Origin of the sequence: Mucilaginibacter sp. NFR10, from assembly GCF_900100445.1 — a bacterium.
In the GTDB taxonomy this organism is placed as follows: Bacteria; Bacteroidota; Bacteroidia; order Sphingobacteriales; family Sphingobacteriaceae; genus Mucilaginibacter; species Mucilaginibacter rubeus.
The window spans coordinates 234,570-248,672 of the sequence record NZ_FMTV01000006.1; the positions used below are offsets into that span (position 1 = coordinate 234,570).

Annotated in this window: 18 protein-coding genes and 1 tRNA gene; 7 read left to right on the forward strand and 12 right to left on the reverse strand. The window is 41.4% G+C overall.

Translation table 11 applies throughout. The features are described 5' to 3' along the window. Positions 1-86: 86 nt before the first annotated feature. Positions 87-160 (reverse strand) — tRNA-Ala (locus BLP33_RS20090). Between the two features lie 773 nt (positions 161-933). Between BLP33_RS20090 and BLP33_RS20095 the strand changes: the two genes are divergently transcribed. The 5 genes from BLP33_RS20095 to BLP33_RS27520 all read left to right on the forward strand — a co-directional run bounded on the left by BLP33_RS20095 (position 934) and on the right by BLP33_RS27520 (position 3,441). Further along, the gene (locus tag BLP33_RS20095; protein WP_217633196.1) at positions 934-2,145 is read left to right on the forward strand and encodes an MFS transporter; all 1,212 of its coding nucleotides are present in this window, start codon (positions 934-936) and stop codon (positions 2,143-2,145) included. A 200-nt stretch (positions 2,146-2,345) separates the two neighbouring features. Further along, the gene (locus BLP33_RS27510; protein ID WP_175490072.1) at positions 2,346-2,522 is read left to right on the forward strand and encodes a hypothetical protein; all 177 of its coding nucleotides are present in this window, start codon (positions 2,346-2,348) and stop codon (positions 2,520-2,522) included. 41 nt (positions 2,523-2,563) lie between these two features. Beyond that, positions 2,564-2,692: a hypothetical protein gene (locus BLP33_RS27800; RefSeq protein WP_255485329.1), complete on the forward strand. Its 129-nt coding sequence runs from the start codon at positions 2,564-2,566 to the stop codon at positions 2,690-2,692. 38 nt (positions 2,693-2,730) lie between these two features. Beyond that, positions 2,731-2,895: a hypothetical protein gene (locus BLP33_RS27515; protein WP_158604167.1), complete on the forward strand. Its 165-nt coding sequence runs from the start codon at positions 2,731-2,733 to the stop codon at positions 2,893-2,895. 378 nt (positions 2,896-3,273) lie between these two features. After that, complete coding sequence (locus BLP33_RS27520; protein ID WP_167516292.1) at positions 3,274-3,441, forward strand: hypothetical protein; 168 nt, start codon at positions 3,274-3,276, stop codon at positions 3,439-3,441. Positions 3,442-3,532: 91 nt separating this feature from the next. Here the strand turns inward: BLP33_RS27520 and lpxB are convergent, their stop codons facing one another. The 4 genes from lpxB to BLP33_RS20115 are packed head-to-tail and all read right to left on the reverse strand — an operon-like array spanning position 3,533 to position 7,085. Then, entirely contained in the window at positions 3,533-4,648 is a 1,116-nt protein-coding gene (lpxB, locus tag BLP33_RS20100; protein ID WP_090532470.1) for a lipid-A-disaccharide synthase, read from the reverse strand. Beyond that, positions 4,648-4,914 carry a hypothetical protein gene (locus tag BLP33_RS20105; RefSeq protein WP_090532473.1) on the reverse strand — a complete coding sequence of 89 codons (267 nt, stop codon included), beginning with the start codon at positions 4,912-4,914 and terminating at the stop codon, positions 4,648-4,650. Before BLP33_RS20105 ends, lpxB begins: the two co-directional genes overlap by 1 nt. 2 nt (positions 4,915-4,916) lie before the next feature. Further along, positions 4,917-5,690 carry a 5'/3'-nucleotidase SurE gene (surE, locus tag BLP33_RS20110; RefSeq protein WP_090532475.1) on the reverse strand — a complete coding sequence of 258 codons (774 nt, stop codon included), beginning with the start codon at positions 5,688-5,690 and terminating at the stop codon, positions 4,917-4,919. 42 nt (positions 5,691-5,732) lie between these two features. Next, the gene (locus BLP33_RS20115; RefSeq protein WP_090532477.1) at positions 5,733-7,085 is read right to left on the reverse strand and encodes a hypothetical protein; all 1,353 of its coding nucleotides are present in this window, start codon (positions 7,083-7,085) and stop codon (positions 5,733-5,735) included. Between the two features lie 131 nt (positions 7,086-7,216). Here BLP33_RS20115 and BLP33_RS20120 point away from each other — a divergent pair, with 131 nt between their 5' ends. Next, positions 7,217-7,768 (forward strand): Uma2 family endonuclease, encoded by a 552-nt coding sequence (locus BLP33_RS20120; protein WP_090532479.1) that lies wholly within the window; start codon positions 7,217-7,219, stop codon positions 7,766-7,768. Positions 7,769-7,797: 29 nt separating this feature from the next. Here the strand turns inward: BLP33_RS20120 and BLP33_RS20125 are convergent, their stop codons facing one another. Next, complete coding sequence (locus BLP33_RS20125) at positions 7,798-7,983, reverse strand: CsbD family protein (RefSeq protein ID WP_090532481.1); 186 nt, start codon at positions 7,981-7,983, stop codon at positions 7,798-7,800. 111 nt (positions 7,984-8,094) lie between these two features. Continuing rightward, complete coding sequence (locus BLP33_RS20130) at positions 8,095-9,105, reverse strand: dipeptide epimerase (protein ID WP_090532484.1); 1,011 nt, start codon at positions 9,103-9,105, stop codon at positions 8,095-8,097. Positions 9,106-9,159: 54 nt separating this feature from the next. On the opposite strand from BLP33_RS20130, the gene BLP33_RS20135 reads away from it, so the two are divergent. Further along, positions 9,160-10,149 carry a hypothetical protein gene (locus tag BLP33_RS20135; RefSeq protein ID WP_090532486.1) on the forward strand — a complete coding sequence of 330 codons (990 nt, stop codon included), beginning with the start codon at positions 9,160-9,162 and terminating at the stop codon, positions 10,147-10,149. Here BLP33_RS20135 and BLP33_RS20140 read toward each other — a convergent pair. The 5 genes from BLP33_RS20140 to BLP33_RS20160 all read right to left on the reverse strand — a co-directional run bounded on the left by BLP33_RS20140 (position 10,118) and on the right by BLP33_RS20160 (position 14,080). After that, positions 10,118-10,747, reverse strand: coding sequence for a rhomboid family intramembrane serine protease (locus BLP33_RS20140; RefSeq protein WP_090532488.1), 630 nt, complete (start codon positions 10,745-10,747; stop codon positions 10,118-10,120). The two genes, BLP33_RS20135 and BLP33_RS20140, sit on opposite strands and share 32 nt — an antisense overlap. Then, the gene (locus BLP33_RS20145; protein ID WP_090532489.1) at positions 10,748-12,493 is read right to left on the reverse strand and encodes a M14 family zinc carboxypeptidase; all 1,746 of its coding nucleotides are present in this window, start codon (positions 12,491-12,493) and stop codon (positions 10,748-10,750) included. A 63-nt stretch (positions 12,494-12,556) separates the two neighbouring features. Continuing rightward, complete coding sequence (locus BLP33_RS20150; protein ID WP_090532491.1) at positions 12,557-12,958, reverse strand: ribonuclease E inhibitor RraB; 402 nt, start codon at positions 12,956-12,958, stop codon at positions 12,557-12,559. Between the two features lie 19 nt (positions 12,959-12,977). Further along, complete coding sequence (locus tag BLP33_RS20155) at positions 12,978-13,331, reverse strand: MmcQ/YjbR family DNA-binding protein (protein ID WP_090532493.1); 354 nt, start codon at positions 13,329-13,331, stop codon at positions 12,978-12,980. Next, positions 13,328-14,080 carry a hypothetical protein gene (locus BLP33_RS20160; protein WP_139160029.1) on the reverse strand — a complete coding sequence of 251 codons (753 nt, stop codon included), beginning with the start codon at positions 14,078-14,080 and terminating at the stop codon, positions 13,328-13,330. Before BLP33_RS20160 ends, BLP33_RS20155 begins: the two co-directional genes overlap by 4 nt. Positions 14,081-14,103 lie beyond the last annotated feature (23 nt).

Consider the following 14,103-nt stretch of genomic DNA (forward strand, 5'->3'; position numbering starts at 1 on the left):
AAAAATTTCTTGAATAAGCCCCTAAACAATCTGATAAAGCACAAAAAAAGCCACTTACTGTTTTCGTAAGTGGCTGATTATCAAAGTGGAGAATATCGGAGTCGAACCGATGACCTCTTGCATGCCATGCAAGCGCTCTAGCCAGCTGAGCTAATCCCCCGTGGTGGGCTGCAAATATAGAATTTTGTGAATTAAAATGAAATTCTATTGTTATTTATTTTATCCGATCCTGTCTCAGCGCCTTTACCGTCGGCTTGTTTAATTTAAACTTAAAATATACCTGCACCTGGTTTGCCCTAAATTGCTTCACGGGCGGGAACAAAAGCCTATAAAAAAGTAAAGCCCCTGATGGGCAGGGGCCTTTACTAACCAATTATAAACCTAAATTATGAGAAGACTACTTTATGTATTGCGTTATTTTTAACACGGTGTAAAAGTAACACTAAGTTTTGATATTCGGAAAATATATTTTGTAATTGTTTTGTAAGTTTTATCAGTTACATTGCCATCCGGTATCTTATTGTCAAAAATAAGAATAAAACATTATTAAATTACTAATTTTTTCAAATTATTTTATAATAATTACCGCTTCGTTCATTTTCATCAAAAAAAGACGCGGTTTTATTTATAAAGTTTACAAAAATTTAATTTTAAATGATTTTTAAAGTAAAATTAGAATCTAAATCCCTATTAAAATTAAATTTCAAAGCATATCGTATGCTTAAAGCAAAACAATCGCCAATTTTTCTTTAAAAAACTCCAAAATACCACATTTTTTTTGCCTTAATACTGCTTTTAGCTCTTTAAAGAACGATTGCCTGCTAAAACAATTTATGTTCTAAACGCAGTTACATAATAAAAATTACTTTACAAAGGCTTTTTTTTAAAGATGCTTTAACACTTTTGCAGCAAAAATATACTGCCTTTTAAAATATGTCATCAACACATACCGCAAAACAACACCCGCATCTTACGCCATTAACTTTATGGATCATGACCATAGCTACCGGTTTGGTGGTAGCCAACATATATTATAACCAACCATTACTGGCCGATATGGCGAATACTTTTGGCGTAAGCGATAAAAAAGCGCAGCAAATATCGCTTTTTACGCAAATTGGCTACGCTACGGGTTTATTATTTATAGTGCCATTGGCGGATATGCTTAAGCGTAAGCGTCTTATTTTAATTGATTTTGTGCTCATGATCATATCGTTAATAGCCAGCGCCATGGCGCCTTCCGTAACTATACTTATGATAGCGGGTTTTTTGGTGGGCGTATCATCGATTATTCCGCAATTGCTGATCCCAATGGCGGCCCACTTAGCCAGGCCACATGAGCGGGGTAAGAAGATTGGCTTTGTAATGAGCGGCTTATTAATCGGCATTTTGCTGTCACGCACATTAAGCGGCTTTATAGGCGAGCATTTCGGCTGGCGAAGCATGTTTTATATAGCCGCCGGGTTAATGTTGCTCATCTGGGTTATGATATTTTTGTTTTTGCCCGAAATTGAACCCGATTATAAAGGCAATTACGGTAAATTGATGAAATCATTGATCCATTTAGTAAAAACCCAACCTAAATTAAGATTGGCAGCATTCAGAGGGGCTTTATGTTTTGCCGGTTTCAGCGCATTTTGGACAACGCTGGTATTCCTGTTAAAACAGCCTCAGTTTAATGAGGGCAGCGCCGCTGCGGGTATGTTTGGCCTTGTTGGCGCTTTCGGTGCGGTAGCCGTTGGCTTTATGGGCCGCCTGAGTGATAAAATGGATGCATACAAATTATCAATTTATACACTTTCGCTCATCCTGATCTCTTTTATTGTATTCTATTTTTCGAGCCATAGTATAATAGGGCTCATCATCGGGGTTATTCTGCTTGATATGGGTGTGCAGGCTACTCATATCTCTAACCAGTCTATTATTTTTGCATTGATCCCGGAAGCCCGCAATCGTATCAATACAGTGTACATGGTGTCTTATTTTATAGGCGGGGCTTTAGGCACGTTCTTCGCCAGCTTAGTTTGGAAAAACTATGAGTGGAACGGAGTGTGTGCTATTGGAACTGCCTTATCAGTAATAGTGATCATAGTGCATTTGTTAAACTACAAAAAATCGTCCGCTACTGCTACTGATGTTCGGTAACGTATGCCTGTTTATCTGCTTTGAATAGTTGCCGGTATTGAATTGATCAAAAAAAGTAAAAATTTCTTCTAAAAAAATATCGCTGTATTACAGTCATTTACATCGTATTGTAAAATAAATCTGAATTTTTAATGACTTTTTTTGCTCTCCGATAAAAGTTTGGCATTGATTTAGATTAGTACTTATCAAACGCAGTTGTTATGAAAACAAAAGACAAAGCGGTTAAACCTGAAGAAGAGAAAGAGTGGGAAAACCCAGTAGAACCGACAAAAACTTCAGACCCACGCGATGAGGAACAAATATTAAGGCAGTATAAAGAAGCAAAACGCCGCCACGATAACCTCACCGAAAACGGGAACGAAAAAAAGAAAGACTAAAACGAAGACATTAAAATATTAAAACATTCAAAACCTACAACATGAAAACGCAAAAACAAACATCAACCACCAAACTAATAGCAAGCTTTGATAATGCACTTAAAAACATCATCATGAGCGATTTGAAAGCTATCAAAACTAAAACGCCCTATTTAACGCCGGCAGCTTAAACTAAATATAAAAAACATCACCTACACTACATCTACCTATGAAAGCATATAAACCAACACCCGCAATAACTAAATTACTTGCACGCTTTGATGCCGAATTATTGGAGCTGTTGAGGGAAGATCTGAAAAACTACAGGGCCAAAACCCAATTCATGAGCAACAACAAGCAGGTAGCAGCACAGCAAACGCTGTCTGCCGCTTGATCAACATATATATATCTACCTATCGAGTACTAACATCACCTATGAAAACGTGGAGCCCTGCAAAAACAGGGCTCTATTTTTTTTAGTAAAGCCGGGCAAGCTTAATGCTATCTTTGTATAATATTAAATAACAATATATTAACACTTTAGTCACCTAAAGGAAATGCCTGAAACGGTTATTTGGATAAAGCGGCGGGCGAATGACCTATGCAGTTAAACACCATATTGCACCATCTATTTACGCGTGGTACCGTTAACCAGGTGATGAACAAATCGGTTACGGTCAATTGATCCTGCACGAGCAGGAGCTAAAGACTGATTGTCTGTATGGTGTATTGCTATCTGTGAAATTACATACTCTACATAAATACAAACATTATGGACCAGGTTAATTATCCCATAGTAACAATTGTAGTTATTGCTGTTATTATTTTGCTGGTTTGGATCATCAGGCGAAACCAGAAAGATGAAAAAAAGCTGGAACAGGATATCATCCAATCCGAACTAAAACCAGAAGAAAATAATGATAAGGAAATAGAATCCTGAGAAGTTGGAGTGTCATTGGTAGTCCATCGAAGCATGGTGAGTTGAGCCTCTGAGCGCGACCCTTCGACATACTCAGCATGATAGCCGTTTTCTACTTGTTGTCGATAGCGTATTTAACAATCAACCTGGCTGTTTTGGCTGATGCCCCCGGTTGTCCCATTCGCAAGTCAAGTTCGTCATAGTTATTAAGCATTTCCCGACGATATTCTGTATTACTGATCAGTTGATGAAGCTCATTGCCTATCCTTTCAGCCGTACACTCTTCCTGGATCAACTCCTTCACTACCGCTTTATCCATGATCAGGTTAACCAGCGATATAAATTTGAGTTTAACCAGCATGCGCGCTATGGCGATAGTTAATTTCCCGCCTTTATACACCACTACCTGCGGCACGTTAAACAGCGCGGTTTCAAGTGTTGCGGTGCCGGAAGCTACAATAGCTGCATGGGCATGGTTCAGCAGATCATAAGTGCCGTTAAATACAACGGGAATCTCTTCGCCGTTTAAGTACGGCGCATAATAATCAGCCTGAAAAGCCGGTGCCCCGGCAATTACACGCTGGTATTCAGGAAAGTTGGCCGAAGCCCGGATCATATCGGGCAGCAGCCTGCTGATTTCCTGTTTGCGGCTGCCGGGTAACAGTGCTATAATTTTTTTTACGCCAAGTTTATTTTTTTGCAGGAAAGCAGGGTCAGGATCAAATGCCGAAACCGCATCAAGCAAAGGGTTGCCTACGTAATCAACATCCATTCCCCACTCTTTGTAAAATGCCACCTCAAAAGGCAATATGCAAAACAGGTGGTCAACAATGCGTTTGATCTTTAACACCCGCTTCTGGTTCCAGGCCCAAACTTTGGGCGAAATATAGTAGTTAACCGGTATGCCGTTAGCTTTGGCGTATTCGGCTATTTTGAGGTTAAAGCCGGGAAAATCTATCAGGATCAATACGTCGGGGTGGTAAGCAGAGATATCCCGCTTGCACGATCGCATGTTTTTAAGAATGGTTTGCAGGTTGGCAACCACTTCAACAAAGCCCATAAAAGCCATATCGGCATAATGCTTTACCAGTGTGCCGCCCTCGGCCTGCATCAGGTCGCCGCCAAAAAAACGGAAATCAGCATCAGGGTCAAGCGATTTGAGTGCTTTCATCAAATTAGCCCCGTGCAAATCGCCCGAAGCTTCGCCGGCTACCAGGTAATATTTCATTATAAGGATTGCAATTTAAAAATGAATATGGCCAGCATAAACAAAAGCGAGATCATAGCGATACCGTTTCCCGTTTTATCGGCCCCTTTTCCATAAAAATAACGGATGATAAACAAATTGATAGCAAAAGCTACAAAGTAGGGAATGCCCGGCTTATGCATGAAAACCAGTTGATTTTTAAGCAGAAATCCAAAAACAAACAGACTAACACCTGGCAGTATGGCGCCAATGAGCAGGCCTAAGGATACGTCGTTTTTGTTTAGCATAATTACAGGTTGAATTTCCAGTTGTTTAAGTAGGGGATAACGTGGTGTGCGGTCATATCAAACTGCACCGGCACAACCGAAGCATAACCCTGTTCCAAAGCCCACACATCGGTATCCTCGCCGCCATCATTTAATTGAAAAACGCCGGTAAGCCAGTAATAAGGCCTTTTATGCGGATCTATGCGTTCATCAAATTCTTCGGCCCATTTGGCAGCCGCCTGCCTGCATATTTTAATGCCTTTAATGTGTTTGGTCCCAGGAAAGTTTACATTTAACAAACTGGCTTGTGGTAAACCATGGGCTAAAACCTGTAAAGCAAGTTCTTTTACAAACTTGATACAAGGCTCAAAATCGGCTTGCAAAGTATAATCATCTAACGAAAAACCTATCGACGGGATACCCTCAATGGCTCCCTCAACCGCTGCCGACATCGTGCCCGAATACAGCACATTGATAGAGTTATTAAGGCCATGGTTAATGCCCGAAACACAAAGATCAGGCTTTTTACCTTTAAAGATCTTGTTAACAGCCAGCTTTACGCAATCAACCGGAGTGCCCGAGCAGCGGTACATTTCAATGCCCTCGTAAATGTCAACCTGGTCAAGCCGTAAAGGTTTGCCGATGGTAATGGCATGCCCCATACCCGATTGCGGGCTATCCGGGGCAACAACTACAACACGGCCAATTTCGGCCATAGCATCCATCAGGGCTTTGATACCCGGAGCGGTAATGCCATCGTCATTTACAACAAGTATGGTGGGTTTGGTAACTTTCATTGGGCAAAGTTAACAATCCTCAACAATGTAACCCGGTCAGGCTTATTCTACTTTTAATTTAACCGAGTTTACCCAAATGGCATCCCTGTCAAAACTGGCTTTGAAATTCCGAAGCATAAAGTTTTTGTCCGCTTGTATTTTGCCTCTGAAAACCTGTTTGCCGTTTATGTTTACAACAACCGGTTGCTCCAGGTTTACCATTAGTGGGCTAATCATTATCTCTGTTTCTTTTACACCCGATGTTTCAAGGTTGAATATATTATTGAAAAATGTCCCTTTAACGGCGGCGCTTTTGTTCAGGCCCTGATACTGTCGGTACCTGGTATCAATTTCTTTTTTGATCTTATCATAATTAGGAAAAGTAAGTGACTGATGCCAGGCAGCACGATTAAGCCCGGTATCGTTACCCGTTAGTTTTATCCATGCGTACGAATTATAAATTTTATCGCTGTAGCATTCCCAATATATTTTGTTTTTGAATAAGTTACGGCTCACACTATTTATAAATACGGGTGTATAAGGAAGGTCGGTGTTTAAATGCTTATCGTAATGTTGGTAGCCGATGTATTCTTTGTAAATCAGATGATCATGCCTATCTTTTAACCAATCCATAATAATGCGGGTTTGTTGGATGGGGCGCAGATCGTCGAGGTCAGAATGTACCACGTATAGCGGACTGTTTATAATGTTTCTGATATAAAAGTCGCGGGCAAAGATATTGTCGAACATTGAATTATACCCCATAAAGCCGGCGAATTGATTTGGCGTGTAAAGACCCAAACCAATTGCGCCGTCCGAACCATCTGAATGACCCAAAGCAAATATTTTACTGTCGTTGATGTTAACTTGCTTTTTTACCGAAATTAATATATTGGCCAGTGTTTGATAGGTAAAATTTGGCACATCGCGATCGCGAAAAGCTTTTTTATTTAATACCCAGTTGAAGAACTTTTTAGGGTCACCAATCGGCCTGATAATGATGTTGTCCTGCTTTTTAAGGATGGCAAAAATGATATCATCGTCAAATTTTTGAATGCTGTCTGCGTCGGCGAAACTACTTTGGCCAACGGCACCATGAAGTAATAGTATACAAGTGGTTTTACGTGTGTTACTATAAGAAACAGGCACAAACACCCTGAACGGCACTTTACCAAACAGCGAATCAGTATAGTAGAAAAGATAGTCTTTGCCACCTTTTATATCCGGGTAATCATGCCAGTTGCTAAGCAGTTTAAAGGTTGAATCGGCGTCGATCTTATTGTTAACCCGGATCTGGCTGATCCTTTTCTCGGCGTTGGATGCGGCTTTTTCTAAAGCGTTTTCCTGTGCAGATAATGTAGATGAGAATGTAAAAAATAAAATAAATAAGATTAGATGGTTGAGGTTTAGTTTCATGTTTTGTAGTTATAAGTACTTATATGACACGCCCGCATCGGAATAGTTGCATATATAATATTTAATAATATTGGGTTTATTTACAGGGCGGCTATATTGGTAACAAAATGAATTTTAGTTATATTTGATTTATGCTGACGGCTGATAAGAAAAAATACACCATTGATGATTATTTGATGCTTGAGGAAGGTGCTCCTTTTCAGTTGATTAACTATGATTTAATTATGTCGCCTTCACCTATTCCTGCCCACCAACAGTTATCTGCTAAAATTATACAGCTATTGTCTAACTTTTTAGATAGCATAAATGATAATGGCTTTCTTGTAAGCGCACCAATGGATGTAAAATTTGATGATGGAAATGTACTTCAGCCCGATATACTTTATATAAAAGAAGGCAGGGTTGCCGACCTTGTAAAAGACAGGATAGAAGGAGCCCCAGATTTAATCATCGAAATCCTTTCTCCTTCTACTGCTTACTATGATTTAAGGCAAAAAAAGGATGTTTATGAAAAATACGGCGTAGCAGAATATATCATTATAGATCCGGTACAGGAAAATGCCGATATGTATAAGCTAACTCATGAAGGTTATAGTTTAGAGCAGAAAGCGCTTAAAACAGAAAACCTAACTTCAATAGTAATTCCAGGTTTTAAACTGGAGCTTTCAAAGCTATTTAAATAGTGAAAGCCCCGTTACTGAGGCTTTCAATTTTATAAACTGTTTATCCACTTCACCAGCTCATCGCGGGTTTTGCCCGTTTTTTGCTGGAGCTTGCCAAGTGTTTCATCGTCTTTACCTTCCTGCCAGGCAAGGTCATCGTCGGTAAGGTCGCCGTAGGCTTGTTTTATTTTGCCTTTCAGCTCGTTCCATCCGCCTTTTATTTCTAATTTATCCATAATGTTTTTTTATTTAGATGTATCAGGATAACGGTTGAAAGACAAGGATGGTTTGAGGAATGTTAGAGTTGTATGAAAGCCAAAGGCAGAATGCCGAAAGCTAAAAGCTCTTTAAAAACGCAACCCCAATCCTGCATCGTCATTCAGTATATATTTCCCATCATTAAATTCAGGCATCAGATACGGGTTATTGCTTACTAAAAAGGGACCGTCAAGGTCAACCCAATCTGCCTGTGGTGCAAGGGCTAAACCTGCAAGGGCAGCACAACTGGTTTCGGTCATACAGCCTATCATTATTTTCAAATCAAGCTCGCGGGCTTTGTCGATCATTCTTTTCGCTTCATATAAACCTGCAGATTTCATGAGTTTAATATTGATACCAGTATAAACACCTTTGGCCTTTTCCACATCCTCAAAACGCTGAACGGATTCATCGCCTATAATGGGAATAGGACTGCGCTCGGTAAGCCAGGCATTACTATCGGGATCAGTTTTGAGCATGGGCTGCTCTATCAATTGTACGTCTTGTCCGTGCAGCCAATAGGTCATATCAAGGCTTTGCTGCAGATCTGTCCAGCCCTGGTTAGCATCTACATAAAGCGGCACATCGGTAACCGAACGGATAGTAGTAATCAATTCTTTATCGGTATCGCGGCCAAGTTTAACCTTAATCACCTTAAATCCCTCGGCCTCTTTTACTTTTTTGATGATCATTTCGGGCGTATCAATACCTATGGTGAAACTGGTAACAGGCATGAGCGCTGGGTTGCTACCTAACAGCTGCCAGCAGGGCTGGTTTTTCAATTTTCCATCCAGGTCATGCAGGGCAATGTCAATAGCCGCTTTAATGGCGGGATTGCTGGGAGCAATGCTATCAAGGTAATTGACGACCGCTCCAAAATCAAACGGGTAGCTAAACTGGCGGATATCTACCTTACTTAAAAAGTCCGTAGCGCTTTGATGGCTTTCGCCCATATAAGGCACCATGGATGCCTCGCCGTAACCGGTTTTGCCTTCATGGCTGATCTGCACCAGCATAACCGGGGTAGAGGTACGCGAAAATTTGGCTATCGTAAAAGCATGCTTCAGCTGAAGCTCGTAGGGTTGATATGTCAGTTCCATGTTAAAAACCAAAGCTAAAATTTTAGTACGAAAATCGTGCTTATCTTTGCGGCCATGCCGGCACAAATTTATTCACCGTTCACCAATTTCAATTTCAGCAACAATAAATGTTTCCTTACGGGGCAAAACCTTAATTCGCCCGAGGAACAGATCCAGGTATTTCCACAATGGCTCATGAGCCGTTACGAACTGGAAGACAAGCCCTTTAAGTTGCTCGACGAAAGCATGGCTACTTATAAAGACCTGAAACTGCCCTGCACAGCCGAAGTTAACGAACGCTATCTTGAACCGCTCGAAAACGAAATTGCTGCTGCTTTTGATAGCGGTTATGAAGCTGTAAAGGCACTTGATGAGGATAAACTGTTTCTGTGGGCGGGCAAATTGCTGTACGGAATTATTTTTAACGAGATTCAGGCCGGCATCAAACTCCAGCACTCGCAGGGCGAGGAGTTTAACATATCGCAATCCATTATCCACAAGTTCAATAACCTGCACATGATGCTGCAAAGCCTCAATCTGCCGGTTGAGTTTGATGGTTTTAAGCCGTACAGCCTGGTATTGTTTAAGGTTGATAATGCAGAGAACGTTTTTGGCTATCGCGATGAGATCAATACGCTTACCTTTTCATTGAGGATAAAAGATTTTGGCCTGATCCTTTGCCTGCAGGATAACGGCGCCAACGCCCGCTATCATAAAGAAGCTTTGGATAAAATTGCAGATCACACTCTGCATCCTATCCAGTTTGAAGAGTTGAACGCCCGCTTCTTTTATTCGGCTTATTTATTTAACCGGCTGCCCGAGTACGATATTTTCCATATTGGTGACACCATATCCTTAGAAGCCCTGCCCCTGCGCGGTACCAGCAGCAAACCCCTGTTTGATGACTGGATGAACAAAACCTACGGACAGGTACTGGAAAACTTTTGGAAAAATTGGGGGTTCCTGCTGTTAGAGATCATCAAGAACCCCGAAAAACCTATGAGCTTTTTATTTAATGCTGATGGGGAGTTTATCAATGGCCAAGATTTGAAACTGCCGTTGTGATCTGCTGCCAAAAATCGGGCAAAATTTCATGGTGAAATATAATGGTGATCATCAAGCCGCTCAGTGCGCCATAAAAGTGGGCATCGTGGTTGATCTGATCGCGCGAATACTTTGAGGCATAATGGCAATATACCAAATATAACACACCAAATATTACTGCCGGGATAGGAATTGGTATGGGCAATATCACCATCCGGGCCAGCGGATTATATAGTATAGCACTAAAAATAACCGCGCTTACCGCACCCGACGCACCCAAACTATAATAACTGTAATGGTCTTTATGCTTAAGCACCGTTGGCATATCGCTTAAAATTAAGCTTACAGTATACAATATGGCAAATTGAACGTGGCCCAATAATGGCTCCAACCCGAACGCGAAAAAATAAAACGACAGCATATTGAAAAGCAAATGCATCCAGTCGCGATGAATAAGCCCGCTGGTGATGATGGTGTGAATATCCTTACCGCGCGAAACGGTATAGGGGTGCAGCATCATGCGGCCATAAAGGTTATTATTTGAAAAAGCTAAAAGCGAAGTAATAATTGTTATTGCGAAAATAGCACAGGCCACCGGGGCCGTTTGTAAGTATTCCATTTATTTAAGGTCGAGTTTAGTATTTGTTAAAAGCCTGCCTACCGGGTAGCGCATAAAAGTTTTTTCAAAGTAAGGCGAATTGCGGTAAACAAAGAACAATTGCGCACCGGCATTATTGGCCAGCTGTGGGTCTTTCGCTTTGGCATCGTCCAGTTTTTGTCTAATCGATGGATCCTTTTTCAGCAGATCGGCGGCTATATCTTCAAAAACATAGTCCGAAAAATACTCTTTTTCGCCCAGCACCGAATCAAAAAAGTTCCATGCAAAAAATGAGTCGACACCCTGTGGTTCCAGCGTTTCCACGATATAACGGTTTATTGGTTGATTAGTATACACCACGTAATCGCCGGTATAGAATTTAACCGGCATATCCACCGGGTTTAGTTTTACGCCGGTATGCAGGTAATGGCCCTCAAATGGCCGGGCCGGTGTTTTCAGATCGGCTATGTAATACATCTGCAGGTTAAGCGTGGTATCATGCGCCAGTTGCTTCATCTGTACCCCGTTCAGCTTAAACAGGTCAATCACCTTACCCCATGCCTGCGGAATTACGTAAGCTACCGGTTTATCGGCAGTGGCGGTAACTTTATAGGTATTGTAATATTTTATGGTTTTGGTATAGGGCTTATTGCGGTCATAATACAGCCTTTGCAGTCCGCTCACTTCACTGTTTTTGTAGCCGGCCTCATATCCTTTAAAGGTGATGGTATCAACCTTGCTGTTATCAACCGCCCAGCTTAAAGCAAAGTTTTTTTGCTGTGTTACTTCTTCATCGGCCTTGCGTTTCAACTCGCCTATCAGTTTAGCATCGCGCTGGTTGATTTCAATCAGGTGCTGCATAAAATCATAAGTGGCGTACACACGCTTGTCAAAAGGCTTCAGCATGTGTGTTTCGGTAATATAGCTGATGATATTATGCTGAGCAGTAAAGCCGGTGGCAAAGCGTGGGGTTTCTAAAAAACTAACGATACCCGAATCAGGAAGCCCTTCTTCGCCTGCACCGTAAGGGATCATCTCGTACCCGCTCTTTTTCATTTTGCTGTACAGGTACGGCGTAAGTGTTTTGGTAGTATAGTCGGCCAGGATGGGGTTTTGTTTTTCTTTTTGTGTTTCAATGAGCGTCATCACATACTGATAATCGGCGCCATCGCTGGTATGGTTATCTAAAAAGATTTCGGGTTTCCAGGTAGTGAGGATCTGTGTAAAGGCTAAAGCATTGCGGCTATCGACCTTAATAAAATCGCGGTTTAAATCAAGATTGCGATAGTTACCCCTGAAACCATAAGCCGATGGGCCGTTCTGGCTTACACGGCTCAGGCCGCGGTTAAGATTACCGTCGATATTATACAGCGCTATAAGGCAGATCACCACATCTTTTGGCAACGTGTTGTTTTTAAGCAGATCACGCACCAGCATCATACTGGCATCGATACCTTCCGGTTCGCCAGGGTGAATGCCGTTGTTAATGAGCAATACCCTTTTGTTTTGTTTTTTGATAACAGCCGGGTCAAATAACTTATCTTTTGAAAGAACAACGAGTGTCAGGGGTTTGCCCACATCGGTTGTGCCGTAATTGATAAGTTTCATTTGCTGCGGGTATAGCTTGTTAAGCTTTTGATAGTAATCAATTACCTGGGCGTAGGTGGCGGTATAATTTTTATCCTTACTTAGCTCAAAGGGAGTAAGCTGGGCTTTAGCAGATAAGGCAACGAAACAGGCAATCAGGGCGGCAAAAACTATCTTCATGAGTAAATACGTTGCTCAAATATAGTTTAAGAATGCCAATTAGATGTGCGGCACACAATAATATTACTGATCGGGCATGGTACCCCAGCCGTCGAACTCACAATCAAATTTATAACCAAGGCTACACATCTGCCTAATCCATGAAGCTACAACTGCATCTTGCATTTTTACTTTAGCAGACCAGCCGGTAATAATGAATAGATTTTTAGCCCCTTCAGAAACGCCATATTTTACCTGGTAATTTAAATTGGATAGCTCCTGCGCAAATGCCCCGGCCTTTTGATAGGTATTGGTGTAAAAGAAAAACTCAAGCATCAGTTCCCTTTCCTCGTCAACATTTAACTCCCTGAGCTTTTCCATAAGTACCGGCAGCATGTTGAGCTGTATTGCCGATTTTTCCTCAAACGCCTTTGCCGATACAAATTGTCCGCTGTCCTTTTTACCGAAAAAACTGAATAGCCCCATGAGTATAATATGAATTTGCTTATAATACAGCTATCTCCGCCTGCACTTTCTTAGGCAGGCTTTTAACCACTTCATTGTATGAGTGGTCAATCATTTCGCAGAGTTGTTTACGGCTGAGGGAACCGTTCATTTGCACGGTGTTCCACATTTTTTTATTCATGTGGTAACCGGGCTGCACTTCGGGGTGGCGTTCACGGAGTTCAACAGCCCATTCAGGATCGCATTTAACATTGAACCTGTCGCCGGTTTGTAAACCGGTTAACAGAAATATCTTTTCGGCAATTTTAAAAACCAGGGTATCCTCACCAAAAGGAAAGCCTTCCGTTGCACCCGGCTTTTGCAAACAATAATCACGTAGTTCCTCTATATTCATCGTCTGAAGTTTCTGACCAGCTTGGTATAGGATACCGTATTGCCAAAATTATATTTAAAACCGATGCTATATTGAACAAACTGGTCGGCCGCGTTGTTTTTGAAAATCTGAGGGTTGTCATTGTATCCGTCAAGCCCTTCGCCAAAAGTATAGCTATGTTGTATTCCTAATGTTATGGTGTAACCTACCTGATCATAGTCATCGTAAATCTTAAATTCATAACCAAACCTTATCGGTATCATCAGGTTAGTACTTTTATCTTTCCCCTCGAAACCTCTTGTTTCGCCAACCGGCCCATGATTTTCATATCCTGGCGGGTTTGAACGCTGCACAAAAGCCATTTTGTTTTTTATCGCACCGATGCCCGATCCTATATAAAAGTTTTTAAGTACGTTTAAAACACCGCTGTTATCGTAATCAATAATTTCTCCCATCTGCAAATCAGCACGAAGGGCAAGCGCCAGGAAATTATTCTTTGATTTACGGCCAAATTGATCCGTTGCTGGAGTAAGTCCCCCGCCTTCAATGGTCCCAAAATGAAAATCGAGGGCTATCGGTACATACGGGCTGTAGTTATAGGTTAAGTTAAGCGTGCCGCCCGGGTGCCAAACCTGCTTTTTAAGGTCATCGAACCCACGAGCGTAATTGACACCTCCGCCAAAACCCCATTCATAATAGTTGTAACCACTTTGGGCTTCAGCCATAAACGTGACGAAAGCCAAAACAAAAAGTAGAAAATATTTTTTCAATGTATAATTTTAATCAATATTTA